This window comes from Streptomyces sp. NPDC037273 (genome assembly GCF_055603625.1).
In genome coordinates, this window is record NZ_JBVJVO010000003.1 from 442,731 (window position 1) to 468,491 (window position 25,761).

18 protein-coding genes are annotated in these 25,761 nt (G+C 72.4%); 5 read left to right on the forward strand and 13 right to left on the reverse strand.

The features are described 5' to 3' along the window. Positions 1-58: 58 nt before the first annotated feature. The 3 genes from pyk to pta form a co-directional block, all read right to left on the reverse strand. Positions 59-1,489 carry a pyruvate kinase gene (gene pyk, locus ACZ7G1_RS11365; RefSeq protein ID WP_470872251.1) on the reverse strand — a complete coding sequence of 477 codons (1,431 nt, stop codon included), beginning with the start codon at positions 1,487-1,489 and terminating at the stop codon, positions 59-61. 82 nt (positions 1,490-1,571) lie between these two features. Continuing rightward, positions 1,572-2,852 (reverse strand): acetate kinase, encoded by a 1,281-nt coding sequence (locus ACZ7G1_RS11370; protein WP_470872249.1) that lies wholly within the window; start codon positions 2,850-2,852, stop codon positions 1,572-1,574. Beyond that, on the reverse strand, positions 2,849-4,942 hold the full coding sequence (pta, locus tag ACZ7G1_RS11375) for a phosphate acetyltransferase (RefSeq protein WP_470872247.1): 2,094 nt from the start codon (positions 4,940-4,942) through the stop codon (positions 2,849-2,851). Before pta ends, ACZ7G1_RS11370 begins: the two co-directional genes overlap by 4 nt. A gap of 302 nt (positions 4,943-5,244) precedes the next feature. On the opposite strand from pta, the gene ACZ7G1_RS11380 reads away from it, so the two are divergent. Together ACZ7G1_RS11380 and ACZ7G1_RS11385 are read left to right on the forward strand one after the other, a co-directional pair. After that, complete coding sequence (locus tag ACZ7G1_RS11380) at positions 5,245-6,270, forward strand: ATP-dependent 6-phosphofructokinase (protein WP_470872246.1); 1,026 nt, start codon at positions 5,245-5,247, stop codon at positions 6,268-6,270. Between the two features lie 308 nt (positions 6,271-6,578). Continuing rightward, entirely contained in the window at positions 6,579-7,577 is a 999-nt protein-coding gene (locus ACZ7G1_RS11385) for a hypothetical protein (protein ID WP_470872244.1), read from the forward strand. Between the two features lie 16 nt (positions 7,578-7,593). On the opposite strand, the gene ACZ7G1_RS11390 is transcribed toward ACZ7G1_RS11385, so the two are convergent. The 4 genes from ACZ7G1_RS11390 to ACZ7G1_RS11405 form a co-directional block, all read right to left on the reverse strand. Further along, positions 7,594-8,334 carry a tyrosine-protein phosphatase gene (locus ACZ7G1_RS11390; RefSeq protein WP_470872243.1) on the reverse strand — a complete coding sequence of 247 codons (741 nt, stop codon included), beginning with the start codon at positions 8,332-8,334 and terminating at the stop codon, positions 7,594-7,596. 72 nt (positions 8,335-8,406) lie between these two features. Further along, positions 8,407-9,015, reverse strand: a complete 609-nt coding sequence (locus ACZ7G1_RS11395; protein ID WP_470872767.1) for a helix-turn-helix domain-containing protein — start codon at positions 9,013-9,015, stop codon at positions 8,407-8,409. A 175-nt stretch (positions 9,016-9,190) separates the two neighbouring features. After that, a complete protein-coding gene (locus tag ACZ7G1_RS11400) occupies positions 9,191-9,886 on the reverse strand; it encodes a response regulator (protein ID WP_470872241.1) in 696 nt (231 codons plus the stop codon). Then, positions 9,883-11,520, reverse strand: coding sequence for a sensor histidine kinase (locus ACZ7G1_RS11405; protein WP_470872239.1), 1,638 nt, complete (start codon positions 11,518-11,520; stop codon positions 9,883-9,885). Before ACZ7G1_RS11405 ends, ACZ7G1_RS11400 begins: the two co-directional genes overlap by 4 nt. A 209-nt stretch (positions 11,521-11,729) precedes the next feature. Here ACZ7G1_RS11405 and ACZ7G1_RS11410 point away from each other — a divergent pair, with 209 nt between their 5' ends. Beyond that, a complete protein-coding gene (locus ACZ7G1_RS11410) occupies positions 11,730-13,085 on the forward strand; it encodes a cation:dicarboxylate symporter family transporter (protein WP_470872765.1) in 1,356 nt (451 codons plus the stop codon). Positions 13,086-13,187: 102 nt separating this feature from the next. Here ACZ7G1_RS11410 and ACZ7G1_RS11415 read toward each other — a convergent pair whose 3' ends face one another. Next, on the reverse strand, positions 13,188-14,069 hold the full coding sequence (locus ACZ7G1_RS11415) for an aldo/keto reductase (protein ID WP_470872237.1): 882 nt from the start codon (positions 14,067-14,069) through the stop codon (positions 13,188-13,190). Next, positions 14,069-14,965: an NAD-dependent epimerase/dehydratase family protein gene (locus tag ACZ7G1_RS11420; protein WP_470872235.1), complete on the reverse strand. Its 897-nt coding sequence runs from the start codon at positions 14,963-14,965 to the stop codon at positions 14,069-14,071. The genes ACZ7G1_RS11415 and ACZ7G1_RS11420 overlap by 1 nt, the downstream gene beginning before the upstream one ends. A gap of 67 nt (positions 14,966-15,032) precedes the next feature. Between ACZ7G1_RS11420 and ACZ7G1_RS11425 the strand changes: the two genes are divergently transcribed. Both ACZ7G1_RS11425 and ACZ7G1_RS11430 read left to right on the forward strand, forming a co-directional pair. Beyond that, on the forward strand, positions 15,033-15,551 hold the full coding sequence (locus ACZ7G1_RS11425; RefSeq protein ID WP_470872234.1) for an Lrp/AsnC family transcriptional regulator: 519 nt from the start codon (positions 15,033-15,035) through the stop codon (positions 15,549-15,551). A gap of 154 nt (positions 15,552-15,705) precedes the next feature. Next, positions 15,706-17,964 (forward strand): HelD family protein, encoded by a 2,259-nt coding sequence (locus ACZ7G1_RS11430; protein WP_470872232.1) that lies wholly within the window; start codon positions 15,706-15,708, stop codon positions 17,962-17,964. Here the strand turns inward: ACZ7G1_RS11430 and glgB are convergent. The 4 genes from glgB to ACZ7G1_RS11450 all read right to left on the reverse strand — a co-directional run bounded on the left by glgB (position 17,951) and on the right by ACZ7G1_RS11450 (position 25,632). Further along, on the reverse strand, positions 17,951-20,218 hold the full coding sequence (gene glgB, locus ACZ7G1_RS11435; protein ID WP_470872231.1) for a 1,4-alpha-glucan branching enzyme: 2,268 nt from the start codon (positions 20,216-20,218) through the stop codon (positions 17,951-17,953). The two genes, ACZ7G1_RS11430 and glgB, sit on opposite strands and share 14 nt — an antisense overlap. A 160-nt stretch (positions 20,219-20,378) precedes the next feature. Further along, a complete protein-coding gene (locus ACZ7G1_RS11440; RefSeq protein ID WP_470872230.1) occupies positions 20,379-21,722 on the reverse strand; it encodes a maltokinase N-terminal cap-like domain-containing protein in 1,344 nt (447 codons plus the stop codon). 233 nt (positions 21,723-21,955) lie between these two features. Further along, a complete protein-coding gene (gene treS / locus ACZ7G1_RS11445) occupies positions 21,956-23,650 on the reverse strand; it encodes a maltose alpha-D-glucosyltransferase (protein ID WP_470872228.1) in 1,695 nt (564 codons plus the stop codon). Next, a complete protein-coding gene (locus ACZ7G1_RS11450; protein WP_470872227.1) occupies positions 23,647-25,632 on the reverse strand; it encodes an alpha-1,4-glucan--maltose-1-phosphate maltosyltransferase in 1,986 nt (661 codons plus the stop codon). The genes treS and ACZ7G1_RS11450 overlap by 4 nt, the downstream gene beginning before the upstream one ends. Positions 25,633-25,761 lie beyond the last annotated feature (129 nt).

Consider the following 25,761-nt stretch of genomic DNA (forward strand, 5'->3'; position numbering starts at 1 on the left):
CCGGGAGCCGCACACGACGAAGCCCCCGTCCGGGACCGGACGGGGGCTTCGTCACGCGTCAGGCGTTCTCGGTGCCGCCGAGGTGGTGGACGCGGACCATGTTGGTGGTGCCGGGGACGCCGGGGGGCGAGCCGGCGGTGATGACCATGGTGTCTCCGGCGTTGTAGCGCTGGAGCTTGAGCAGCTCGGCGTCGACGATGTCGACCATGGCGTCGGTGGTCTCGACGAAGGGGACGAGGAAGGACTCGACGCCCCAGCTCAGGGTGAGCTGGTTGCGGGTGCCCTCGTCGGTGGTGAAGGCCAGGATCGGCTGCTGCGTGCGGTAGCGGGACAGGCGGCGGGCCGTGTCGCCGGACTGCGTGAAGGCGACCAGCGCCTTGCCGTCGAGGAAGTCGGCGATCTCGCAGGCCGCGCGGGCGACGGAGCCGCCCTGGGTGCGCGGCTTCTTGCCCGGGACCAGGGGCTGGAGGCCCTTGGAGAGCAGCTCCTCCTCGGCCGCGGCGACGATCTTCGACATCGTCTTCACGGTCTCGATCGGGTAGGCGCCGACGGAGGACTCCGCCGAGAGCATGACCGCGTCCGCGCCGTCCAGGATCGCGTTGGCGACGTCGCTCGCCTCGGCGCGGGTCGGACGGGAGTTGGTGATCATCGACTCCATCATCTGGGTGGCGACGATGACCGGCTTGGCGTTGCGGCGGCACATCTCGACGAGGCGCTTCTGCACCATCGGGACCCGCTCCAGGGGGTACTCGACGGCGAGGTCGCCACGGGCCACCATGACCGCGTCGAAGGCCGCGACGACGGCCTCCATGTTCTCGACGGCCTGCGGCTTCTCGACCTTGGCGATGACGGGGACCCGGCGGCCCTCCTCGTCCATCACCTTGTGGACGTCCTTGACGTCGTCGGCGTCGCGGACGAAGGAGAGGGCGACCATGTCGCAGCCCATGCGGAGCGCGAAGCGGAGGTCGTCGACGTCCTTCTCCGACAGGGCGGGGACGTTGACCGCCGCGCCGGGCAGGTTGATGCCCTTGTGGTCGGAGATGACGCCGCCCTCGACGACGATCGTCTTGACCCGGGGGCCGTCGACCTCGACGACCCGCAGCTCGACGTTGCCGTCGTTGATGAGGACCTGGTCGCCCTTGGAGACGTCGCCGGGCAGACCCTTGTAGGTGGTGCCGCAGATGGACTTGTCGCCGGGGACGTCGTCGGTGGTGATGGTGAACTCGTCACCGCGCACCAGCTCGACCGGACCCTCGGCGAAGGTCTCGAGGCGGATCTTGGGGCCCTGGAGGTCGGCGAGGACGCCGACGGCGCGGCCGGTGTCCGCGGAGACCTGCCGGACGCGGTCGTACCGCTCCTGGTGCTCTGCCTGGGACCCGTGGCTGAAGTTGAATCGGGCCACGTTCATGCCGGCCTCGATGAGAGCCTTCAGCTGCTCATACGAGTCGACGGCGGGGCCCAGCGTGCAGACGATTTTGGAACGGCGCATGAGGCGGATCCTATCGGTTTGTTTCACTGCGGAATATTCCGTCTGGCGGAAAGTACAAATGGGCGGAGGCCCGCTCAAGCGTTCACTCGTTCGAGCTCGCCGTGCCGTGAACGAGCGCGTAACTCTGGCGCGCGATCTCCAGCTCCTCGTCCGTCGGCACCACGGCCACCGCCACCCGCGCGTAGTTCGGCGAGATGATCCGCGCCTCGTCGGAACGTACGGAGTTGAGGTCCGCGTCCACCACGAGCCCGAGCTCCTCCAGACCCGCGATCGCAGCCTCCCGCACCGGGGCCGCGTTCTCGCCGACCCCCGCCGTGAACGCCACCGCGTCCACCCGGCCGAGCACCGCGTAGTACGCGCCGATGTACTTCTTCAGACGGTGGATGTACACGTCGAAGGCGAGCGCCGCACGCTCGTCGCCCTCGTCGACGCGGCGGCGGATCTCCCGCATGTCGTTGTCGCCGCACAGGCCCACCAGGCCCGACTTCTTGTTCAGCAGGACGTCGATCTCGTCCGCCGACATGCCCGCCACCCGCTTCAGGTGGAAGGTGACCGCCGGGTCGATGTCGCCGGAGCGGGTGCCCATGACCAGCCCCTCCAAGGGCGTGAGACCCATCGAGGTGTCCACGCACCGGCCGCCCGCGACCGCAGAGGCGGACGCGCCGTTGCCCAGGTGCAGCACGATCACGTTCACCTCCTCGGGCGCCTTGCCGAGCAGCTTCGCCGTCTCCCGCGAGACGTACGCGTGGGAGGTGCCGTGGAAGCCGTACCGCCGGATCCGGTGCGCGTCGGCGGTCTCCACGTCGATCGCGTACCGGGCCGCCGCCTCCGGCATCGTCGTGTGGAACGCCGTGTCGAAGACCGCCACCTGCGGCAGGTCGGGACGGAGCGCCATCGCCGTACGGAGACCGATGAGGTTCGCCGGATTGTGCAGCGGCGCCACCGGAACCAGACGCTCGATCTCCGCGAGCACCTCCTCGTCGACGACCGTCGGCTGGGTGAACCGCAGCCCGCCGTGCACCACCCGGTGACCGATCGCGGCCAGCTCGGGGGAGTCGAGGCCGAGACCGTCCGCCGTCAGCTCCTCGGCGACCGCCTTCAGCGCGGCCGCGTGGTCGGCGATCGGCCCCGTCGTCTCGCGCTTCGCGCCCCCGCCGCCCTGCAGCGGCGTGTGCACCAGACGCGAGGTCTCCTCGCCGATCCGCTCCACGAGCCCCTGGGCGAGACGGCTGCCGTCACGCATGTCGAGCAGCTGGTACTTCAGCGAGGACGAACCGGAGTTGAGGACGAGGACCCGGGTGGGCGCGACCGTGGGCACGGTGCCGGGGGCGGTGCCGGGGACGGTCTCGGGTGCGTCGGTCATGCGGGGAGCTCCTCACCCTGGGAGGGGACCTGGGACTGGATCGCCGTGATGGCGACCGTGTTGACGATGTCGCTGACGAGCGCGCCCCGCGAGAGGTCGTTCACGGGCTTGCGCAGGCCCTGGAGCACCGGGCCGACGGCCACGGCGCCGGCCGAACGCTGCACGGCCTTGTAGGTGTTGTTGCCGGTGTTGAGGTCCGGGAAGATCAGCACGGACGCCTGCCCGGCCACCTCCGACTCCGGCAGCTTCGTCGCCGCCACGGACGGCTCGACGGCGGCGTCGTACTGGATCGGGCCCTCGATCCGCAGCTCCGGATGGGCCTCGCGGACCAGCTTCGTCGCCTCCCGCACCTTGTCGACGTCCGCGCCGGAGCCCGAGGTGCCGGTCGAGTACGACAGCATCGCGATCCGCGGCTCCACGCCGAAGCGGGCCGCGGTGGCCGCCGACTGGACCGCGATGTCCGCGAGCTGCTCGGCGTCCGGGTCCGGGTTGACCGCGCAGTCGCCGTACACCAGGACCTTGTCGGCCAGGCACATGAAGAAGACCGAGGAGACGATCGAGGCGTCCGGCTTCGTCTTGATGATCTCGAAGGCCGGGCGGATCGTCGCCGCCGTCGAGTGCACCGAACCGGAGACCATGCCGTCGGCGAGACCCTCCTGCACCATCAGGGTGCCGAAGTAGTTGACGTCGGAGACGACGTCGTACGCCAGCTCCACGGTGACGCCCTTGTGGGCCCGCAGCGCCGCGTACTTCTCGGCGAACGCGTCGCGCAGCTCCGAGGTCTGCGGGTCGATCAGCTGCGTCCCGCGCAGGTCCACGCTCAGGTCGGCGGCCTTCTTGCGGATCGCCTCCACGTCGCCGAGCAGCGTCAGGTCGCACACGTCACGGCGGATCAGGACGTCGGCGGCGCGCAGCACCCGCTCCTCGGTGCCCTCGGGGAGCACCACCCGGCGCCGGTCGGCCCGCGCCTGTTCGAGCAGCTCGTGCTCGAACATCATCGGGGTGACCCGGCCGCTGCGGGCCACCGAGACCCGCTTGAGGAGGTCGGCGGTGTCGACGTGCCGCTCGAACAGGCCGAGCGCGGTCTCCGCCTTGCGCGGGGTGGCCGCGTTCAGCTTGCCTTCGAGGGCGAAGAGTTCGGCCGCCGTCGGGAAGCTGTTGCCGGGCACCGAGATGACCGGGGTGCCGGGCGCGAGCCGGGCCGCCAGGGTCAGGATCTCCTCGCTGGGCCGCTCGTTGAGGGTGAGCAGCACCCCGGCGATCGGCGGGGTGCCCGCCGAGTGCGCGGCGAGCGCGCCGACGACCAGGTCGGCCCGGTCCCCGGGGGTGACGACGAGACAGCCCGGCGTCAGCGCGTTGAGGAAGTTCGGCAGCATCGCGCCGCCGAAGACGAAGTCCAGGGCGTCGCGGGCGAGCCCCGCGTCGTCGCCGAGGACCACGGACGCGCCGAGCGCGTGGGTGATCTGGGCGACGGTCGGCGCGGCGAGCGCCGGCTCGTCCGGCAGGACGTAGCAGGGCACCGGGAGCCGGGCGCCGAGCCGGTCGGCGATGATCTCCCGGTCCTCGGCCGCCACCCGGTTGACGACCATCGCGAGCACGTCGCAGCCGAGTCCGTCGTACGCCCGGAAGGCGTTGCGCGCCTCGGCCCGTACGGACTCCGAGGGCTGGCCCTTGCCGCCGACCACCGGGATGACGGAGGCGCCGAACTCGTTGGCGAGCCGGGCGTTGAGGGCCAGCTCGTCGGGGAGCTGGGTGGCGGCGAAGTCGGTGCCGAGGACGAGGACGACCTCGTAGTCGCGGGCGACCGCGTGGAAGCGGTCGACCAGTTCGGACACCAGCGCGTCGGTGCCTCTCTCGGCCTGGAGGTCCGAGGCCTCGTGATAGTCCATGCCGTAGACCGACGAGGGGTCCTGCGTCAGCCGGTAGCGGGTGCGCAGGAGGTCGAAGAGCCGGTCGGGACCGTCGTGCACCAGGGGGCGGAACACCCCCACCCGGTCCACCTGACGGGTGAGGAGCTCCATGACTCCCAGCTCGACGACCTGGCGGCCGTCACCGCGGTCGATCCCGGTCACGTACACGCTGCGCGTCACGCCGTGGTCTCCTGTCCAGTCCTGCGGAAGGGGCCGAGCGGTGCCTCGCGGCACCTCCGCGGCCCGTGCGTCAATCGACAGTGCTCAGAAAGCCCCGATAGGGCGGCATTACCCCCTTGACAATACCTCCGGCGATGGCCTAGTCGCCCGCCGGGCGAAGGGCCTCGGACCCCGGGACGAAAGGCCTCCGCGGGCTCGCCGGGAGGGACGCGCGGAGCGACGACGAGCACGGCCGTCAGGTCCGCCGTGTGAGAATCGAGGTGGCTCACAACGGACCGCGACCGAGCAGGAGACACAGCACGATGCGCATCGGAGTTCTCACCGCAGGCGGCGACTGCCCCGGCCTGAACGCAGTGATCCGGTCGGTCGTGCACCGGGCGCTGACCGGCCACGACGACGAAGTCATCGGCTTCGAGGACGGGTTCAAGGGCCTCCTCGACGGCCACTACCGCCCCCTCGACCTCAACGCCGTCAGCGGCATCCTGGCCCGCGGCGGCACCATCCTCGGCTCCGCCCGCCTGGAGCGGAACCGGCTCCGCGAGGCCGCCGAATCCGCCCCCGACCTGGCGCGGAAGTACGGCATCGACGTCCTCATCCCCATCGGCGGCGAAGGCACCCTGACCGCCGCCCGGATGCTCTCCGACGCCGGCATGCCCGTCGTCGGCGTGCCGAAGACCATCGACAACGACATCTCCTCCACGGACCGCACCTTCGGCTTCGACACCGCCGTCGGCGTCGCCACCGAGGCGATGGACCGCCTCAAGACCACCGCCGAGTCCCACCAGCGGGTGATGGTCGTCGAGGTGATGGGCCGCCACGCCGGCTGGATCGCCCTGGAGTCCGGCATGGCCGGCGGCGCCCACGGCATCTGCCTCCCCGAGCGCCCCTTCCAGGTCGACGACCTCGTCAAGATGGTCGAGGAGCGCTTCGCCCGCGGCAAGAAGTTCGCCGTCATCTGCGTCGCCGAGGGCGCGCACCCCGCCGAGGGCGCGATGGAGTACAAGAAGGGCGAGATCGACCAGTTCGGTCACGAGCGCTTCCAGGGCATCGGCAACCAGCTCGCCGTCGAGCTGGAGCGGCGCCTCGGCAAGGAGGCCCGCCCCGTCATCCTCGGCCACGTCCAGCGCGGCGGCACCCCGACCGCGTACGACCGGGTGCTCGCCACCCGCTTCGGCTGGCACGCGGTGGAGGCGGCGCACCGCGGCGACTTCGGCCGCATGACCGCCCTGCGCGGCACCAGCATCGAGATGGTGCCCCTCGCCGAGGCCGTCACCCGCCTCAAGACCGTCCCCGAGGACCGCATGCGCGAGGCCGAGTCGGTCTTCTGACCGTCCGTACGACCCCGCCGGCACCGGCTCTACCGCCCCGCCGTGACCGGCCCTGAGGGCCCGGACCTTGGGCCCGGCCTTCCGGGACTTCCGTCCCGACCTGTCCCGGATGTGCTCCGGGACCCGGACATCCGAGAGTGGCCCCGACCGTCCCCCCGTGGACGGTCGGGGCCACTCGTCTGTGCGGGGCCTCACGCGCCCCGGCGGAATTGCCGGGTTCCACTCTTGAGTCCCGGCCTGAGATCAACAAGGCTTGGGGCCTGTCCCGGACATGTCCCAACCCTGTCCGGCGGAAGGGGGAGGCGCGCATGGCACCGGGGGAACGGGCCCCTGACCCGCGGGAAGCACGGCATCCGGCCGACTTCCTCGCGCGGCTCCAGGCCCTCAAGGACTGGTCAGGACTGACCTACCGCGACCTCTCGGCCCGCGCCGAGGCCCACGGCGACGTGCTGCCCCGCTCCACCATGGCCAACATGCTCAGCCGCCCCACCCTGCCCCGCGACGAACTCCTCACCGTCTTCGTCCGCGCCTGCGGCGTCACCCCCGAGGAACTCAGGACCTGGCGGACGGTACGGGGAGAGCTGGCCCGCCGGGGAACCTACGCGGGCGACGGGGCGGCGTCCGACGCGCCCGAGTCCGGTGCGGCTGTGTCCCCGCCCGCCTGGCCCGGGGAAGCCGCGACGGAGGCGGCGGAGGCGGCGGCGGTGGACGGCGCGACCGGGCCGCGGTCGCGGATACCGCGGGTCGTCGTGGCGGCGGTCGCGGTCGCCGGGCTCGTACTGGCCGGCTTCAGCGTGGTCGCCGTCCTGAAGGACGGGCACGGCGGGCATCCGCCTCGGACGGTCACCGCGCCGGCCGCCGGGGACGTGCGCATCCGGGTGGTGGGCACGGACCTGTGCCTCGGGGAGCGGCGCGGCGCGCGGACCGGGCAGATCCACCAGGTGCCGTGCGCGGGCGCGGGCGTGCCGCTGTACTCGCTCAAGGAGATCGCCGCCGGCCGGTGGAGGATCGTTTCGGACCACCCCGACTACGGCCCCGGCTGCTCCGGCATACCCTCCGGCGGCCGGATACCCACGGCCGCCTTCGAGGACTCCGAGTGCGGCGACCCGAGCCGCGTCGAGGCCTTCGCCCTGGAGTCGTACGGCACCCCCGTCGAGGGCTACCGGATCGTCCCCGTGGACTCCGCGACGCCCGGCAGCTGTGTCACCGTCACCGGCGACCGCACCGCCGCCTGGTCCCCGCTCGCCCAGGCGCCCTGCGCCCCGGACGCCGCCGGCCAGCTCTTCGACTTCGACCGGCGGGACTGAGCGGGCGCGACCGACCTTAAGGGGCTTCCACCAGGCGGGCCCTGAGGCGGACGATCACCGCCGGGTCGAGGCCGACGTGGCCGGTGACGTAGCCGTAGACCGAGCCGTGCCGCTCGCGCAGGTCCGCGAGGAAGAGGCGGATGATGTCGGCGGGGGCGCGGCCGTAGCCGGGCCAACGCAGCTCGCGGCCCGGGTGGGCGGCGTGCCAGTCGGCGACGAGGCGCTCGGTGGCCAGCTCGGTGAGGGCGAAGTCGGCGAGGATCTCCTCGTCGGGCACGTCGAGGAGGCCGAGGACGACGGCGGCGAGCAGGCCCGTGCGGTCCTTGCCCGAGGCGCAGTGGAAGACCAGCGGCCCCTCGGCCCCGGCGATCACCTCCAGGGCCGTACGAAGCTCCTCCGCGCCGTCCTCGGCGACCTCGGCGAACCGGTCGGCGAGGTAGCGCCAGGGGTCGAGCTCCGGGTCGATCTCCGCCTGGTCGTACGGGCGGTGCTCGATGGACAGGTTGTGCCAGGCGACGTCCTCGCTCTCCGGCAGGCGGCCCTTGGCCGCGATCTCCCACGGATAGCGCAGGTCGATCACGGTGGCCACGCCCAGCGCGCGGAAGCGCTGAAGATCGGCCGGTTCGGCGTCCGCGAGCTTCGCGAGGGAGTCGGAGCGGTAGAGGGTCTCCCACCGCACGGTCCCGCCGTCGGCGGTCCGATAGCCGCCCATGTCACGGAAGTTGTGGAGTCGCTCGAAGGGTATGTGTCGTTTCACGCCGGCCAATCTACGGCCCGCGCCCCTGATGATCTAGGAATTGTTGCCCTGGAGACCGCCCTGGAGGCCGCCCTAGAGGCCGACGGCGTTCCAGAAGTGGCCGGTGATGCCGTCGAGGTACGCGCGGCCCTCGTCGCCGGTCGCGCCCGAGGCGCCCCAGCTGCTGGTGGCGGCCATGCGGGCGTGGTAGTCGGTGTGGAGCCGCTGGAGCGCGTTCTCCAGGGTCCGCTTGGGCAGCGGCAGCATCTTCACGGCCGGCTTCACGTAGGCCTGCCAGCGGGTGGTGGCCGCGTCGCGCAGCAGCTCGGCGAGGGCCTCGTCGCCGCCGGTCGCGGTGATGAGGGCGCGCGGGCCGAGGCCGAGGACCTCGGCGAGGGCGGCCGTCTGGCGTTCGTTGCCGCGCCAGCGGCCCTCGTCCTCCATCCGCTGGTACACGTGCGCCGCCACGCCCACGCGACGGGCCAGCTCCTCGGGCGCGAGGCCGCGCGCCATCCGGTGCTCGCGCAGGGTGGAGGCGGTGGCGATCAGTTCGGAGGGGGAGCACCACAGGACGCCGGCGAGGGCGGTGAGCTCCTGGTCGGCGGGGATCGCCCGGCCGCGTTCCCACGCGGCGACGGTCTCGGGGGCGACGAACATGCCGTACTGCGCGCGCAGGCCGTAGGCGACGTGGCCGAAGGTCATGCCGAGGCCCTCGCGGAGGCGGCGCGCGGCCTGGGCGTCGAAGGGCGGGGAGGGTTGGTGCACCCGGCCACGGTAGGTGCGGACGGTGACGGCTGGCTACGGTGCGTTCGCCCAACGCGCGAGGTCGTAGGAACGTCGGAACCGATCAGTAACCGCGCAAAGGGGGCCGTCCCCCTCAGCGGCCGTGCTTCCGGCCGTCGAGCCAGCGGTACTGGAGCTCCGGCCGCCCTATCTGCCCGTACTGGGGAGCCCGTACCGCACGGCCCTCGGTCACCAGGTGCTCCAGATAGCGGCGGGCGGTGATCCGGGAGATGCCGACCGCCGTGCCCGCCTCGGCGGCCGTGAGGCCGGCCGGGGTGTCGCGCAGGGTGCGGGTGACGGACTCCAGCGTCGGGGCGCTGAGGCCCTTGGGGAGCGTGGCCGGGTGCGGGGCCCGCAGGGCGGCCAGCGCCCGGTCCACCTCGTCCTGCCCGGACGCCTCCCCGGCCGCCGCGCGGAACTCGGCGTACCGCGCCAGCCGGTCCCGCAGGGTCGCGAAGGCGAACGGCTTGAGCACGTACTGCACGACGCCCAGCGACACGCCCTCCCGGACGATCGCCAGGTCGCGCGCCGAGGTCACGGCGATCACGTCGGCCGCGTGCCCCGCGGCCCGCAGCGCCCGCAGCAGCTGGAGCCCGTGCCCGTCGGGGAGGTAGAGGTCGAGCAGGATCAGGTCGACCGGCGTCCGGTCGAGGATCCGCACCGCCGCCGCCCGCGAGTGCGCCACCCCGACGACGGTGAACCCTTCGACCCGCCCCGCGTACAGCGCGTGCGCGTCCGCCGCGACGGGGTCGTCCTCGACGACGAGGACCCGGAGGGGAGCGGTGCTCACGCCGTCACCTCCGCGCGGCCGGCGTCCGCCGGGCCCGCCGGGCACGGCAGTGGCAGCGGCAGTCGTACGGTGAATTCCGCGCCGCCCGCCGCCGCGTCCGTGAGGGTCAGGGTGCCGGAGGCGCGGGTGACGGCCTGGCCGACGAGGGCGAGGCCGAGGCCGCGTCCGGGGCCGCGGGTGGACCAGCCGCGGCCGAGGACGGCCTCGCGGTCGGCGGGGCGGACGCCGGGGCCGCTGTCGCCGACGCGCAGGAGGAGCTCGCCGTCGCCGGCGGGGGCGGCGACGGTGACCGTCACGCGGGCGTGCGGGGTGCCGCCCGCGGCCTCGACGGCGTTGTCGATGAGGTTGCCGAGGATCGTCACGAGGTCCCGCGAGGGCAGCGCCGCGGGCACCCGGCCGTCGTCGATGCGGCTGTCCTCGGTGAGGACGAGTTCGACGCCCCGCTCGTTGGCCTGGGCGGCCTTGCCGAGGAGCAGGGCCGCGAGGACCGGCTCGCCGACGGCGTCGACGACCCGGTCGGTGAGGGCCTGGGCGAGTTCGAGCTCGGCGGTCGCGAAGTCCACCGCCTCGGCCACCCGCCCGAGTTCGATGAGCGAGACGACCGTGTGCAGCCGGTTCGCGGCCTCGTGGGCCTGCGAGCGGAGTGCCTCGGTGAACCCCCGCTCGGAGTCCAACTCGCCGGAGAGGGCCTGGAGTTCGGTGCGGTCGCGGAGGGTGACGACGGTGCCGCGCCGCTCCCCGCCCACCACCGGGCGGGTGCTGACGACGAGGACCCGGTCGGCCGTCAGGTGGGTCTCGTCGACGCGCGGCTCCGAGGAGAGCAGCGCGCCCGTCAGGGGTGCGGGCAGGCCGAGTTCGGCCGCGGGGCGCCCCACGACGCCGTCGTCGAGGCCGAGCAGCTCGCGCGCCCCGTCGTTGATGAGGGCGATCCGCCGCCGGCCGTCGAGCATCACGAGCCCCTCGCGGACCGCGTGCAGCGCGGCCTCGTGGTAGTCGTGCATCCGGCTCAGCTCCGCCGCGTTCATGCCGTGGGTGTGGCGGCGCAGCCGGGCGTTGACGACGTACGTCCCCGCGCCGCCGAGCGCGAGCGCCGCGCCCGCCATGCCGAGCAGGGCGGTCACCTGCTCCCGTACCTGCTCGCTGATCCGCTCGATGGTGATGCCCGCGCTGACCAGGGCGACGACCCGGCCGTCGGCGTACACGGGCGCGACCGTCCGCACGGAGGGGCCGAGCACGCCGAGGTGGGTCTCGGAGTAGAAGCGGCCCTGCCGCGCCTCCTCGATGTGGCCGAGGTACGTCCGGCCGATCTGCGCCGGGTCCGGGTGGGTCCACCGGGTGCCGTCCGGCGCCATGATCACCACGAAGGCGACGTCGGCGTGGCGGCGCAGGTCCTCGGTGTACGGCTGGAGGACGGCCGTCGGGTTCGCGGAGCGGGCCGCGGCGGCCACGGCGGGGGAGTCGGCGACGGCCGCCGCGGTCGCCGTGGACTGGCGGCGCGCGGTCTCCTCGGCCTGCGCCCGGTCCGTGAGGTACGCGAAGACCGAGCATCCCGCCACGACGACGGCCACGAGCACGACCTGCATCGCGAACAGCTGGCCGGCCAGGCTGCGGGGGCGGGGGAGGGGGAGGCGCATGCGGGTAAGTGTGCACGCCGGAGTTTGCCGCGGGGCAGCGCGTTCCCGAATCGTTCTCTTCCCGCTCGTCCCTTTCCTCCCCCTCGCCGGGCCCTTCCGAAGCTTCGGTCGTGAACGAAACGTACGTAACCGTGACCCGGGTCACAGGCTGGTGGATAGTCGCGGAGTCCACCGGGACGTGGACCATCCATCAGCACGAGGAGGACCCCGTGGCCGCACGGCGGGACCGTACGCACTACCTGTATCTGGCCGTCATCGGCGCCGTACTGCTCGGCATCGCGGTCGGCTTCCTGGCGCCGGGCGTCGCCGTCGAGCTCAAGCCGCTGGGCACCGGCTTCGTCAACCTGATCAAGATGATGATCTCGCCGATCATCTTCTGCACGATCGTGCTCGGCGTCGGTTCGGTCCGGAAGGCCGCCAAGGTCGGCGCCGTCGGCGGCCTCGCCCTCGGCTACTTCCTCGTGATGTCGACCGTCGCCCTCGCGATCGGCCTGCTCGTCGGGAACCTCCTGGAGCCGGGCTCCGGGCTGCACCTCACCAAGGAGATCGCCGAGGCGGGCGCCAAGCAGGCGGCGGGCGGCGGCGAGTCGACCCCGGACTTCCTGCTCGGGATCATCCCGACCACCTTCGTCTCCGCCTTCACCGAGGGCGAGGTCCTCCAGACCCTCCTCGTCGCCCTCCTCGCGGGCTTCGCGCTCCAGGCGATGGGCAGCGCGGGCGAGCCGGTCCTGCGCGGGATCGGCCACATCCAGCGGCTCGTCTTCCGCGTCCTCGGCATGATCATGTGGGCCGCGCCGGTCGGCGCGTTCGGCGCCATCGCCGCCGTGGTCGGCGCGACCGGCGCCGCCGCGCTCAAGTCGCTCGCCGTCATCATGATCGGCTTCTACGTGACCTGCGGGCTCTTCGTCTTCGTCGTCCTCGGCGCGATCCTCCGGCTGGTCGCCGGGATCAACATCTGGTCCCTCCTGAAGTACCTCGGCCGCGAGTTCCTCCTCATCCTCTCGACCTCGTCCTCCGAGTCCGCGCTGCCCCGCCTGATCGCCAAGATGGAGCACCTCGGCGTCAGCAAGCCGGTCGTCGGCATCACCGTGCCGACCGGCTACTCCTTCAACCTCGACGGCACCGCCATCTACCTCACGATGGCCTCCCTCTTCACCGCCGAGGCCATGGGCGACCCCCTCTCGATCGGCGAGCAGATCTCCCTCCTCGTCTTCATGATCATCGCCTCCAAGGGCGCCGCCGGCGTCACCGGCGCCGGCCTCGCCACCCTCGCCGGCGGCCTCCAGTCCCACCGCCCCGAGCTCGTCGACGGCGTCGGCCTCATCGTCGGCATCGACCGTTTCATGAGCGAGGCCCGCGCCCTCACCAACTTCGCCGGCAACGCCGTCGCCACCGTCCTCGTCGGCACCTGGACCAAGGAGATCGACAAGGCCCGCGTCGCCGAAGTCCTCGCCGGCCGCGTCCCCTTCGACGAGCAGACCCTCGTCCACGACGACCACGCCCCCGCCCCGGTCCCCGACCAGCGTGCCGAGGAGGGCGAGGAGAAGGCCCGCGCGGGGGTCTGACACGCCCCGGGTCCCGGGCCTTGAGCCGGATCCGGGCCCCGGGAGAAGGGCGGCCCCGCCGAGGGGCCGCCCTTCTCGTGCGTCCGGGCCGCCGCCCGCGTCTCAGCGTCCGTCGAGTCCGGCCAGTTCCTCCGGCGAGAGCTCCAGGTCCGCCGCCCCCGCCGAATCCCGTACGGACTCCGGCCGGCTGGCCCCGGGGATCGGCAGCACGGTCGCCGAACGGGCGAGCAGCCAGGCGAGCACGACCCGCTGCGGGCTGACCGCGCGCGCCCGCGCGATCCGGTGGAAGGCGCCGAAGTCCGGGTCCTCCTCCTGGGCGGAGCTGCCGTCGAGGGAGCTGCGGGAGACGCCGCCCAGGGGGCTCCACGGCAGGAAGGCCAGGCCGAGTTCCGCGCAGAGCCGGAGCTCGGCCTCGCTGTCCCGGACCGCGGGCGAGTAGCGGTTCTGTACGGAGACCAGCCGGTCGCCCAGGATGTCGCGGGCGAGCCGGATCTGCGCGGAGTCGACGTTCGAGACGCCCGCGAGCCGGACCGTGCCCGCGTCCAGCAACTCCCGTATCGCGCCGAGGGATTCGGCGTACGGGACGGCGGGGTCGGGCTTGTGCAGCTGGTACAGGCCGATCGCCTCGCCGCCGAGCCGCCGCGCCGAGGCCTCCGCCGCGCGCCGCAGGTGGCCGGGCCGGCCGTCGACGGTCCAGCCGCCGTCGGCGGTACGGCCCCGGCCGCCCTTGGTGGCCACCAGGACCTCGTCCGTACCGCCTCCGTACGCGGCGAGGGCCCGCGCGACCAGGAGTTCGCCCTCGCCCGGGGCGCCGCCCGGCGGGTGGTAGGAGTCGGCGGTGTCGAGGAGCGTGACGCCCGCGTCGAGGGCGGCGTGCACGGTGGCGACGGCCCGGGCCTCGTCCGGCCGGCCCTCGATGGACAGCGGCATGGTGCCGAACCCGACGGCCCCGACCCGCAGGTCCCCGAGCGTGCGGTACCGCATCAGCGTCCCTCCCCGAGCGTCTCGGCGACGGCCCGCGCCAGCCACTCGCCGGAGTGGCTGAAGGAGTAACCGAGCTCCACCGCACGGGAGTTGTCCATCCCGTACGAGCGGGCGAAGGAGAACGGGGAGACCTCGCCGACCTCCACCGGCCGCAGGACCGTCCGGCCGCCGGCGTGCTTCTCGATCGCGGCGCAGAGGTCGGCGGTGGTGAGCGGGCCGTGGGAGTGGGCGTTGACCGGGCCGGTGAAGGGCGCGGCCACCGTCCAGGCGAGGAAGGCGGCGATCTCGTCCACGTGGACGTACGTGGCGGGGTGGTTGACCACCGGTACGGCGATGGGCTCGCCCGCGCGGACGCGGTCCGCGTAGTGCTGGAGGCGACCGGTGAAGTCGTCGTCGCCGCCCAGGACGTGGGCGACCCGCACCGACGTCCAGGCGAAGGGCGACCCGGCCGCGAACACCGCCTCGGCCTGGCGCTTCCCCTCCCCGTAGTGGGTCTCGCGGAACTCCGCGTCCTCCCAGGGCAGGCTCGTGTCGACGGCGACCGCCGACAGGTCGAGCGCCGATTCGGGGACCGGTACGGGGGAGTCCTCGTACTCGTACACCTCCACCGTGGAGGTCATCACATAGCGCCCGGTGCGGGTCGCGAAGACGCGGCGGGCGATCTCGGCCTGGCGGGGGGTGTAGCAGACCTGGTCGACGACGACGTCGAAGGAGCGGCCCGTGAGGACGGATTCCAGGGCGGACTCGTCGTCGCGGTCGGCGACCAGCTGCTCGATTCCGGCGGGGGCCGGCGAAGAGCCCCGGTTGAGGATCGTGACGCGGTGTCCGGATTCCCGGAGGAGCGCGATGAGTCGCTTTCCGAAATAACGGTTGCCGCCGATGACCAGAATGTCCATGAATCCCAACTCCCTTGCTTCCGGGGACAAGTGTTACGTTGTGCGCGCGTCGATTGAAGGGGGAAACATGGGAGTGCGGGCCGTTCCGCAGAAGGAACCACGGCATTCACGGGCCGTGGCCGACGAAACCTCGGTGGCCGGGTTCGACCCCATCGACCGGCAGATCCTGGAGCTGCTGCAGACCGAGGGCCGGATCAAGCTCAGCGAGCTCGGTCGCCGGGTCCGGCTCAGCCCCGCGGCCGTCACGGAGCGGGTCCGGCGCCTCGAGGCGACGGGCGCGGTCGCCGGCTACGGGGCGCACGTCTCCCCGGCCCGGCTCGGCTACGGCATCCAGGCGTTCATCAGGGTGAACCCGCACGGGGGCTACACCCTGAAGCACCCCCGCACCCTGGAGCTCATCGCCCGGCCCGAGATCCTGGAGGTCCACCACGTGGTGGGCGAGGACTGCTGGATCCTGAAGGTCGCCGTCACCGACACCCTCCATCTGGAGGACGTCCTGGAGCAGACCTCGGCCCTCGGCCGCACCACGACCTCGATCGTGCTGTCGTCCCCGGTCGGCCGGAAGCCCCTGCTCCCGCCCGCCTGAGGGCCCCCGGGCCGCCTCGCCGCGCATACGGAAATACCCCGACTAGAATTGACAGTCGGGGTATTGCATCGCGTATATTCATGGATTCCGTGTCCGGACACGCGAAGGACACGGAGAAGTTCAATAAAAGCACTGTATCGCGCCGGGAGTCGAATTGTCAACCGCGGAAATTCGGAAAGAGCAGCAATTCATCACCGATCTGTACGCACGACTCGACGACCTCAGGGACCAGGCCGAGGCGGCGGTCGGCCAGGCGCTGCGCACGCCGGGCGTCGGCAGCAACCAGGGCCGGCTGGAGCGGGACGTGCTGGTGGCCGAGCAGTCCGGTGTGCTCGCGGCGCTGAACGCGGGGGAGAGCGGGCTCTGCTTCGGGCGGCTCGTCTTCAAGGACGGCCGTGACCACCACATCGGGAGGCTCGGCATCCGCAGGGACGACGCCGAGCGGACCCCGCTCGTCGTCGACTGGCGCGCGGAGATCGCCCGCCCCTTCTACCTCGCGACCGGGTACGAGCCGATGGGCCTCACCCGCCGCCGGCACCTCACCACCGTCGGCCGGACCGTGACCGCCCTCCACGACGAGGTGCTCGACCTCACCGACGCCACCCGCACCGGGCACGAGAGCCGGAACGCCGACGAGGTGCTGCTCGCCGCGCTCGACGCCGCCCGCACCGGCCGGATGCACGACATCGTGCAGACCATCCAGGCCGAGCAGGACGCCATCATCCGCTCCCCGCACCGCGGTGTCCTCGTCGTCGAGGGCGGCCCCGGCACCGGCAAGACGGCCGTGGCGCTGCACCGGGCCGCGTACCTCCTGTACGCGCACCGCGAGCAGCTGGCCAAGCGGGCCGTCCTCATCGTGGGCCCCAACCCGGCCTTCCTCGGCTACATCGGCAACGTCCTGCCCTCGCTCGGCGAGACCGGCGTCCTCCTCGCCACCCCCGCCGAGCTCTTCCCCGGCGTCCGCGCCACCGGCACCGACACCCCGGAAGCCGCCGCCGTGAAGGGCTCCGCCGCCATGGCCGAGGCGCTCGCCGCGGCCGTACGCGACCGCCAGCAGGTGCCCGAGCGCGGTGAGCCGCTGGTCGTCCCGCACGAGGACGGCGACCTGGTGATCGACTGGGACATGGCCCTCGAGGCCCGCCACAAGGCCCGCGAGACCGCCCTGCCGCACAACCTCGCCCGTCCGTACTTCGTCTTCCGGATCCTCGACGCGCTGGCCGAACAGCTCGCCGACCGGATCGGCGCCGACCCCTACGGCGGCCCCAACTTCCTCGGCCCCGACGACATCGCGCTGCTCGCCAAGGGCATCGCCGCCAACCCCGAGGTGTACGCGGCCGTCGACACCCTCTGGCCGGCCCTCACCCCGCAGGAGTTCCTCGCCGACTACCTCGCCGAGCCCACCCACCTCCCGGAGGGCGAGGCGGCGGAGATCCGGCGCGACGGCGGACCGTGGACCCCCGGGGACGTACCCCTGCTCGACGAGGCCGCCGAACTCCTCGGCGAGGACGACTCCGCGGCCCGCGCCGCCGAGGAGGCCGAGCGGCAGAAGCAGATCCAGTACGCGCAGGGCGTCCTGGACGTCTCCTTCGCCTCCCGCACCTACGAGTTCGAGGACAAGGAGGAGCTCGACAAGGACGCCTCCGAGGTCCTCTCCGCCCACGACATCATCGACGCCGAGCGCTTCGCCGAGCGCCACGAGGAGGCCGACCACCGCACCGCGGCCGAGCGGGCCGCCGCCGACCGCACCTGGGCCTTCGGCCACATCATCGTCGACGAGGCCCAGGAGCTCTCCGCGATGGCCTGGCGCCTCCTCATGCGCCGCAGCCCCACCCGCTCCATGACCCTGGTCGGCGACCCCGCCCAGACCGGCGACCCGGCCGGCGTCGGCGCCTGGGAGCGGATCCTCGCCCCGTACGTGGAGGACCGCTGGGACCACGTCCGGCTCGGCGTCAACTACCGCACGCCCGCCGAGATCATGGCCGTCGCCGCCGAGGTGCGGCGGGCCGACGACCCCTCCTTCGAGCCCCCGAGCTCGGTGCGCTCCACCGGCGTGGAGCCCTGGGACCGCACCGTGGACGACCCGGTCAAGGAGGCCGCCGACGCGGTCGCGGCGGAGCTCCGCGAGGAGGGCCGGATCGCCGTGATCGCCCCGCCGCGGCTGCATCCCGGCCTCCTCGCCGCGCTCCCGGCCGCCTCGTACGGCCCGAAGCCCGACCTCACCCGGCAGGTGGTGCTGCTCGACCCCCGCCAGGCGAAGGGCCTGGAGTTCGACACCGTCCTGGTCGTCGACCCCGACGGCATCCGGGCGGGCGCCACGCACGGGGTCAACGACCTGTACGTGGCGCTCACCCGGGCCACTCAGCGCCTGGGCGTGATCAGGCCGGCCGTCACGCGGGCCGTCACGCCGGCCTGAGCCAGACCGTCGCCAGCGGCGGCAGCGTCATCCGCAGGCTCGACGCGCGGCCGTGCCACGGCACCGACTCGGTCTTCACCGGGTCGGTGCCGACGACGTCCCCGCCGCCGTACCGGGCCGCGTCCGTGTTCAGGACCTCCGCCCAGGCGGCACAGGTGTCCGGCACGCCGAGCCGGTAGTCGTGGCGGACGACCGGCGAGAAGTTGGAGACGGCGAGCAGCGGCGAACCGAAGGCGTCGAAGCGGAGGAACGCGAAGACGTTGTCCTCGGCCGCGTCCCCCACCACCCACTGGAAGCCCTCCGGGACCGTGTCCCGCTCCCAGAGCGACGGGGTCGCCGCGTACACCGTGTTCAGGTCCCGCACCAGGTCCCGTACCCCCCGGTGGTCGGCCTCCGCGCCGTACGTCGGGTCGAGCAGCCACCAGTCGGGACCGTGTTCCGCCGACCACTCCGCGCCCTGGGCGAACTCCTGTCCCATGTAGAGGAGTTGCTTGCCGGGGTGGGCCCACATGAAGCCGAGGTAGGCCCGGTGGTTGGCCCGCTGCTGCCACCAGTCGCCGGGCATCTTCGACACCAGGGACCGCTTGCCGTGCACGACCTCGTCGTGGGAGATCGGCAGGATGTAGTTCTCGCTGTACGCGTACACCATCGAGAAGGTCATCTCGTGGTGGTGGTACTTGCGGTGCACCGGCTCCTTCTCGACGTAGCCGAGGGAGTCGTGCATCCAGCCCATGTTCCACTTCATGCCGAAGCCCAGACCGCCGAAGCCGCCGGGACCCACCTGGTCGGTCGCCCGGGTCACCCCGTCCCAGGCCGTCGACTCCTCGGCGAAGGTCACGATGCCGGGGCAGCGGCGGTACACGGTCGCGTTCATCTCCTGGAGGAAGGCGACCGCGTCCAGGTTCTCCCGGCCGCCGAACTCGTTCGGCAGCCACTCGCCGTGCTCCCGCGAGTAGTCGAGGTAGAGCATCGAGGCCACGGCGTCCACGCGGAGGCCGTCGATGTGGAACTCCTGGCACCAGTACACGGCGTTGGCGACCAGGAAGTTCCGCACCTCCTTGCGGCCGTAGTCGAACTCCAGGGTCCCCCAGTCGGGGTGGTGCGAGCGGCGCGGGTCCTCGTGCTCGTACAGCGGGCGCCCGTCGAACTCCGCGAGCGCCCAGTCGTCCTTCGGGAAGTGCGCCGGGACCCAGTCCATCAGGACCCCGATCCCCGCCGCGTGCAGCGCGTCCACCAGGAACCGGAAGTCGTCCGGGGTGCCGAGGCGGGCCGTCGGCGCGTAGAAACCGGTCACCTGGTAGCCCCACGAGCCGCTGAACGGATGCTCGGCGACGGCCATGAACTCCACGTGCGTGAAGCCGAGGTCCCGGACGTAGGCCGGCAGCTGCTCGGCCAGCTGGCGGTACGTCAGACCCGGCCGCCAGGAGGGCAGGTGCATCTCGTACACCGACAGCGGGGCCTCGTGGTGGGGGCGCGCGCCGCGCCGCTCCATCCACTCGGCGTCGTCCCACTCGTAGTGCGACTCCGTCACGATCGACGCGGTGTTCGGCGGGCACTCGGTGCGGCGGGCCATCGGGTCCGCGCGGACGGTGTGCGAGCCGTCCGGGCGGGTGATGTCGTACTTGTAGACGGCGCCCTCGCCGACCCCCGGCACGAACAGCTCCCACACGCCCGACGAGCCCAGCGACCGCATCGGGAGACCGGTGCCGTCCCAGCAGGTGAAGTCGCCGGTGACCCGCACCCCGCGCGCGTTCGGCGCCCAGACGGCGAAGCGGGTGCCCGCCACGCCCTCGTGCGTCATCGTCCGCGAGCCGAGCGCCGTCCACAGCTCCTCGTGCCGGCCCTCGCCGATGAGGTGCAGATCGAGCTCGCCAAGGGACGGCAGGAAGGCGTACGGGTCGCGTACGGCCAGCTCGTCCGCGCCCTCCTCGTACCGCACCCGCAGCTCGTACGCCGGGACCTTGCGCAGCAGCGGGATCACCGCCGAGAACAGCCCGTCCCCGTCGTCGTGCAGGGCCACCCGCCGGCCCTTGGTGACGACCGCGACCTCCTTCGCCCACGGCCGCAGCACCCGCACCACCACCCCGCCCCGGACCGGATGCGCGCCGAGCACCCCGTGCGGATCGTGGTGCTCGCCCGCGAGCAGCCGCGCCCGGTCCCCTCCGTCCAGCGGCGGCGCCTTCCGCACCGCGGTCCGGTCCGGCGCGGGCGTCTTCTTGGTACGGGACGTCTTGCCTGCGGATCGGGCGGTCACCGGGGGCCTCCTGAAGGGCGAGGGGAACGGGTATACGGATGCGCAACGCCGCCACGGCACGCCTGGACACTCCGCCGAACGGGCCCCACCCCGTTCCCGCAGGCAGACCGCGCCCATCCGGCCGTGACGCTGGTCCGATCGGGGCCCTCGACCACGGCGGTCACGAGGGCTCGGCGAGACGCTGGATGGCGGACATGGGGACGGGGAGCCAGTCGGGGCGGTGGCGGGCCTCGTAGACGACCTCGTAGACCGCCTTGTCGGTCTCGTAGGCGCGCAGGAGCGCCGGGTCGGCGCGCGGGTCGGCGCCGGCGGCCTCGGCGTAGCCGGTGCAGTAGGCGGCCCGGCAGCGGGCGGCCCAGTCGGCGTTCCAGGGGCGGTGGGTGCGGGCGGCGTAGTCGAAGGAGCGGAGCATGCCGGCGACGTCGCGGACGGTGGGCTGGGGGCTGCGCCGCTCGTCGAGCGGCTTGGCGGGCTCGCCCTCGAAGTCGATGACGGCCCAGGCGCCGTCGGAGCCGCGGAGGGTCTGCCCGAGGTGCAGGTCGCCGTGGATGCGCTGGAGCGCCCCGGCGCCGTCGCCGGCCGCGGCGAAGACCGCCCGGAGGCCCGGCACGAACGGCAGCAGCGCCGGCACCGCCTGCGCCGCCGCGTGCAGCCGCCGGTCCATCGCGTCGGCGACCTCCGCCGCCTCGGCCCGCCGCAGCCGCCGGGTGGGCAGGGCCCGCGCGAGGGCGAGGTGGACCTCGGCGGTGGCCCGGCCGAGGGCGCGGGCCTCGGTGGTGAACTCGCGCCCGTCGGCGAGCGCGTCGAGCGCCAGCCGCCAGCCGTCGCGGGAGTCCCGCAGATAGGGCTGGAGCACGCCGAGGGTGGAGGCCCCGGACTCGAACCAGGCGACCGGAGCCGGGACCCGCTCGCAGCCGGCCTGGCTGAGCGCGAGGGGCAGTTCCAGGTCGGGGTTGGCGCCGGGGCTGACCCGTCGGAAGATCTTGAGAATGTACGAATCGCCGTAGACCAGCGACGAGTTGGACTGCTCGGCGTCGAGCACCCGGGGTGCGAGGGCGGGCGGCAGGGCCGTCGTGGCGTGGAAGCGCAGCGGGCCGGTCCGGCCCGGGGTGCGCAGCCGCTCGTAGAGGAGGCCGGCGAGCCGCGGGTCGCGCAGCCCCTCGTACACGGCCCGTCCGGCGAGCGGCCCCTGCCGGATCCGCCCGATCAGGGCGGGGGCGAGGCGGGGCGGCAGCTGGGTCCTTACGCCCAGGAGGAGTTGGTAGCAGTCGGCGGGCGTCCCGGCCGGGCGGCCCGGCTGCTCGACCCGGACGAGGAGGTGGAGGAGGCCGGGGCCCGCGCCGTCCAGGGGCAGCAGCTCGGTGGCCGCGTCCAGCGTGAATCCGGTGACCCGGCGGCCCTTGCCCGCGAACCAGCGCTGCCGTGGCAGCCACTCGTGGAGCAGGGGGGCGAGGGACGGGAGGAGGGCGTCCGGGGCCCGGGTGGTGGATGCGGTCTCCGGCATGGCATCGCGTCCTTTCCCCGGGGTGCGCAATGAGGATTCGTGTGCGTTCAAATGCGCAGAGTGTCCCGGATTGCGGCTATGGCTGTCCGGATGTGCGGGACGTGTCGGAAAGGGAAGATCCGTATGGGTCCGCCAAGTGGGCCCGGATGGACCTGAATCGTGTGTCGTTCACAGTGCCCAGAGCGGGACGGGGGAAACCGCCCCACTCCGGGTGAGCGAGAACTGGCTCTCGCTCAGGCCTTCTTGAGACGGAACCAGTAGAAGCCGTGTCCCGCAAGGGTCAGGAGGTAGGGCAACTGTCCGATGGCCGGGAACTGCACGCCGCCGATCAGCTCCACGGGCCGGACGCCGTCGAAGCGCCGCAGGTCGAGCTCGGTCGGCTGCGCGTGCCGCGAGAAGTTGTTCACGCAGAGGACCAGATCGTCGCCGTCCTCCCTCAGGAAGGCGAGCACCGCCGGGTTGGACGCCGGGAGTTCCGTGTACGTCCCCGTGCCGAAGGCCCGGTTCTGCTTACGGATCTCGATCATCCGCTTCGTCCAGTGGAGCAGCGAGGAGGGGGACGCCATGCCCGCCTCGACGTTGGTCACCTGGTAGCCGTGGACCGGGTCCATGATCGTCGGCAGGTAGAGCCGTCCCGGGTCGCAGGAGGAGAAGCCGGCGTTCCGGTCGGGCGTCCACTGCATCGGGGTCCTGACCCCGTCCCGGTCGCCCAGCCAGATGTTGTCGCCCATGCCGATCTCGTCGCCGTAGTAGAGCACCGGCGAGCCGGGCAGCGAGAAGAGCAGCGCGGTGAACAGCTCCATCTGCTTGCGGTCGTTGTCGAGGAGCGGGGCGAGACGGCGCCGGATGCCGATGTTGGCCCGCATCCGCGGGTCCTTGGCGTACTCGGCGTACATGTAGTCGCGCTCTTCGTCGGTGACCATCTCGAGCGTGAGCTCGTCGTGGTTGCGCAGGAAGATGCCCCACTGGCAGCCGGAGGGGATCTCCGGGGTCTTCGCCAGGATCTCGGAGACCGGGTAGCGGGACTCGCGCCGCACGGCCATGAAGATCCGTGGCATGACCGGGAAGTGGAAGGCCATGTGGCACTCGTCGCCGCCGGAGCGGAAGTCGCCGAAGTAGTCGACGACGTCCTCCGGCCACTGGTTCGCCTCGGCGAGCAGCACCGTGTCCGGGTAGTGGTCGTCGATCTCCTTGCGCACCCGCTTGAGGAAGGCGTGGGTGGCCGGGAGGTTCTCGCAGTTGGTGCCCTCCTGCTGGTACAGGTACGGCACCGCGTCGAGCCGGAAGCCGTCGATGCCCAGGTCCAGCCAGAACTTCAGCGCGGAGAGGATCTCCTCCTGCACGGACGGGTTCTCGTAGTTGAGGTCCGGCTGGTGCGAGAAGAAGCGGTGCCAGTAGTACTGCTTGCGGACCGGGTCGAAGGTCCAGTTGGAGGACTCGGTGTCGACGAAGATGATCCGGGCGTCCGCGTACTGCTTGTCGTCGTCGGCCCAGACGTAGTAGTCGCCGTACGGGCCCTCCGGGTCGCGCCGGGACTCCTGGAACCACGGGTGCTGGTCGCTCGTGTGGTTCATGACGAAGTCGATCACCACCCGCATCCCGCGCTGGTGGGCCGCGTCGACGAACTCGACGAAGTCGGCGAGGTCGCCGAACTCGGGCAGGACCGAGGTGTAGTCGGCGACGTCGTAGCCGCCGTCCCGCAGCGGGGACTTGAAGAACGGCGGCAGCCAGAGGCAGTCCACGCCGAGCCACTGGAGGTAGTCCAGCTTCGACGTGATGCCCTTCAGGTCGCCGACGCCGTCGCCGTTGCTGTCCTGGAAGGAGCGGACGAGGACCTCGTAGAACACGGCCCGCTTGAACCAGTCGGGGTCGCGGTCCTTGGCCGGGGTGTCCTCGAAGGTGTCGGGGACGGGCTCGTTGACGGTCATGATGTGGGTGACCCTCCGGTCTGCGGGGACGGTCGCAGGACGAGGACGTGCGCGGGTGTGACACCCGGTTCCAGGCGCACGTAACTGGCCCTGCCCCAGTGATAGGTATCGCCGGTGAGCTCGTCGCGCACCGGCACGGTCTCGTGCCAGTCGAGGCCGAGTTCCGGCATGTCCAACGAGAGCGTCGCCTCCTGGGTGTGGTGCGGGTCGAGGTTGACGACCACCAGAACGGTGTTCGAACCCGAACGCTTGCTGTAGGCGATCACCTGCGGGTTGTCGGTGTCATGGAAGCTCAGGTTCCGCAGCCTTCGGAGCGCCGGATGACGGCGCCTCGCCCGGTTCAGGGCGGTGATGAGCGGAGTGATCGTCGCGCCCGACCGCTCCGCCGACTCCCAGTCGCGCGGCCTCAGTTCGTACTTCTCCGAGTCGAGGTACTCCTCGCTGCCGTCCCGCAGGGCGGTGTTCTCGCACAGCTCGTACCCGGCGTACATGCCCCACGAGGGCGACAGCGTCGCGGCGAGCACCGCGCGCGCCTCGAAGGCGGGCCGGCCGCCCTCCTGGAGGTAGGCGTGCAGGATGTCGGGGGTGTTCACGAAGAAGTTCGGCCGCATCTGCGCGGCCGTCTCGCCGGACAGCTCGGTGAGGTACTCCGTCAGCTCCTCCTTGGTGTTCCGCCAGGTGAAGTACGTGTACGACTGCTGGAAGCCGATCGCGCCGAGCGTCCGCATCATCGCCGGCCGGGTGAACGCCTCCGCCAGGAAGATGACGTCCGGATCGGCCCGGTTGATCTCGCCGATCACCCGCTCCCAGAACACCACCGGCTTGGTGTGCGGGTTGTCGACCCGGAAGATCCGGATCCCGTGGTCCATCCAGAACCGCAGCACCCGCACGGTCTCCGCGACGATCCCGTCCATGTCCCGGTCGAACGCGATGGGATAGATGTCCTGGTACTTCTTCGGCGGGTTCTCCGCGTAGGCGATCGAGCCGTCCGGGCGGTGGTGGAACCACTCCGGGTGCTTCTCCACCCACGGGTGGTCCGGCGAGCACTGGAGGGCGAAGTCGAGGGCGATCTCCAGGCGCAGCTCACGGGCGCGCGCCACGAACGCGTCGAAGTCCTCGAAGGTGCCCAGGTCCGGGTGGAGCGCGTCGTGCCCGCCCTCGGGCGAGCCGATCGCCCACGGCACGCCGACGTCGTTCGGCGAGGCCGACAGGGAGTTGTTCGGGCCCTTGCGGTGGGTCTCGCCGATCGGGTGCACCGGCGGCAGGTACACCACGTCGAAGCCCATCGCCGCGATCGCCGGCAGGCGTTCGGCCGCCGTGCGGAAGTTCCCCGGCACCGTACGTCCCCTGACCTTCCGTACGCCCTCCGAGCGCGGGAAGAACTCGTACCAGGAGCCGAACAGGGCCCGCTCGCGCTCCACCTGCAGGGGCAACGCGGGGGAGGAGGAGAGCAGTTCGCGCAGCGGGTGGCGATCGAGGGCCTCCACCACCCGGGGCGCGAGGGAGGCCGCGAGGCGGACCGCGGCCGGGCGGGACGGATCGCGCAGCGCGTCCGCGGCCGCGAGCACCGCCTCGCGGGCGCCGCCCTTCTTCGGGACGCCCTTCGCGGCCCGCTCGTGCAGCTCGGCCCCCTCGGCGAGGACCAGTTCGGAGTCGATCCCGGCCGGGATCTTGATCTTCGCCGTGTGGCGCCAGGTGGCCACCGGGTCGCTCCACGCCTCGACGGTGTACGTCCACAGGCCCTCGGCGTCCGGGGTGACCTCGGCGCCCCAGCGGTCGGTGCCGGGGGCCAGTTCGCGCATCGGGGTCCAGGGGCCGGGGCGGCCGGACGGGCCGCGCAGCACGACATTGGCGGCGACCGCGTCGTGGCCCTCGCGGAACACGGTCGCCGTCACCTCGAAGGTCTCTCCGGCCACCGCTTTCGCGGGGCGCCGGCCACAGTCGACCAGCGGGCGTACGTCCAGTACGGGAATGCGTCCCATGAGCGGATTCACAGCATCACCTGACGGGTTACGGGGGTGCGGGTGGTGGTGCGCTCTTTCTAGCTCCGTCGACGGCCGGCGGGTTGCGGGCATGACGGCTCCTGTCCGCGTTCACTCGGATGGCGGGTC